Source organism: Pseudohaliea rubra DSM 19751, assembly GCF_000764025.1.
GTDB classification, from domain to species: domain Bacteria; phylum Pseudomonadota; class Gammaproteobacteria; order Pseudomonadales; family Halieaceae; genus Pseudohaliea; species Pseudohaliea rubra.
Window position 1 is genome coordinate 1 of sequence record NZ_KN234822.1, and the last position, 2,081, is coordinate 2,081.

Consider the following 2,081-nt stretch of genomic DNA (forward strand, 5'->3'; position numbering starts at 1 on the left):
ACCAAAATTCGCTGCGCGAATTTTCGGGACTCGAACAGTGCTCGCCGAAACCCCGACCCGCGGCTCGCCCCAAAGCGCGGCCTGAATGCCCCGCGACCCCGCCCCCGCCGCCCCCTGCCGTACTGCCAGTGTCCGGCGCCGGTCGTCACCACGACGTCAGGCCTCGGGTGCGGGCAGCCCCTCGGCAACCATCAGGCCACGCTTTGCCTCTCGCCCCGCGCCGAGGCTTCATGCATGGACGCGTTCGGATCTGCCCGGGCGGTTTCTGGAAAGGCTGCCGTGCCGTTTCGCAATGACGTCAGGCCTCGGGTGCGGGCAGCCCCTCGGCAACCATCAGGCCACGCTTTGCCTCCCGCCCCGCGCCGAGGCTTCATGCATGGACGCGTTCGGATCTGCCCGAGCGTTTTCTGGAAAGGCTGCCGTGCCGTTTCGCAATGACGTTAGGAAGCAGGCCCGGCCCACCCGTCGGCAACAGCCAGGCCACGCTTTGCCCCTCGCCCCGCGACGGGGCTTTCCGCGAGGACTGTCCGAGTCCCGAAAATTCGCTTCAGCGAATTTTGGTCGAGTTCCGCAGCGGCCGGCGCGGGGCGCGGGGCAGTGGCCGTTGCCGACGGGTGGGCCGGGCCTGCTTCCGGCTACTGGCTCCCCCGCACTATCCGAAGCGTCACCCAGCCCCCACCCCGGTAAACTGTCCACTTACCCGCCGCCCCTGTTTCCGCTAGAATTGCGGGCCTCCGAACAGATACAAGTGCCCGCAAGGCAAGGATTTTTTCCATGTTTGACCAGCGCATGAGCATCCAGGGGTTCGATGACGACGTCTTCGTCGCCATCCAGGCCGAAGAGCGGCGGCAGGAAGAGCACATCGAGCTCATCGCCTCCGAGAACTACGCAAGCCCCCGGGTGATGCAGGCGCAGGGCTCCGTGCTGACCAATAAATATGCCGAGGGCTACCCCGGCAAGCGCTACTACGGCGGTTGCGAGTACGTCGACGTGGTCGAAGAGCTGGCCGCCGAGCGTGCCAAAGCGCTCTTTGGTGCCGCCTACGCCAACGTACAGCCGCACTCCGGCTCCCAGGCCAATGCGGCCGTGTTTCAGGCCCTGCTCAAGCCCGGCGACACCATCCTTGGGATGAGCCTCGCCGATGGCGGCCACCTCACCCATGGTGCCAAGCCCAACTTCAGCGGCAAGACCTACAACGCCGTGCAGTACGGCCTCGACAACGCCACCAGCGAAGTCGACTACGCGCAGGTCGAGGCGCTGGCCAAAGAGCACAAGCCGAAGCTGATCATCGCCGGCTTCTCCGCCTACAGCCGGGTCATGGACTGGGCGCGCTTCCGCGCCATCGCCGATGAAGTGGGCGCCTACCTTCTGGTAGACATGGCGCACATCGCCGGCCTCGTCGCCGCAGGTGTTTACCCGAGCCCGGTGCCGCACGCCGATGTGGTCACCTCCACCACCCACAAGACCCTGCGCGGCCCCCGCGGCGGCATCATCCTGGCCCGGGCCAACGAGGAGCTGGAGAAGAAGTTCAATTCCGCCGTGTTCCCCGGCGGCCAGGGCGGCCCGCTCATGCATGTGATCGCCGCCAAGGCCGTGGCCTTCCTCGAGGCGCAGTCCGACGAGTTTGTCAGCTACCAGCAGCAGGTGGTGACCAACGCCCGGGCCATGGCCGCCACCTTCCTCGAGCGCGGCATCAACATCGTCTCCGGCGGCACCGACAACCACCTGATGCTCGTCGATCTGATCGGCAAGCCCTACACCGGCAAAGACGCCGACGAAGCCCTGGGCGCCGCCAACATCACCGTGAACAAGAACGCCGTGCCCAACGACCCGCGCTCGCCCTTCGTGACCTCCGGGCTGCGGGTGGGTACACCGGCGATCACCACCCGCGGCTTCGGCGAGCAGGAAACCGTGGACCTCACGCACTGGATGTGCGACGTGCTCGAGGCGCTGGAAAAAGGCGACCCGGCCGCGACCATCGCCGAGGTGAAACAGAAAGTGCTGGCGGTCTGCGGCCGTTTCCCGGTCTACGGCGAGCGCAGCTCCGCCGGGGCCGCGGCCGCCTAGGGCGGCCGGGGAGC

Annotated in this window: 1 protein-coding gene; it reads left to right on the forward strand. The window is 67.2% G+C overall.

Annotation, left to right across the window (positions count from 1 at the left end; all coding sequences use genetic code 11):
- The first annotated feature begins 774 nt into the window (after positions 1-774).
- Positions 775-2,067: a serine hydroxymethyltransferase gene (glyA, locus tag HRUBRA_RS14440; protein ID WP_035518362.1), complete on the forward strand. Its 1,293-nt coding sequence runs from the start codon at positions 775-777 to the stop codon at positions 2,065-2,067.
- Positions 2,068-2,081: the final 14 nt, after the last annotated feature.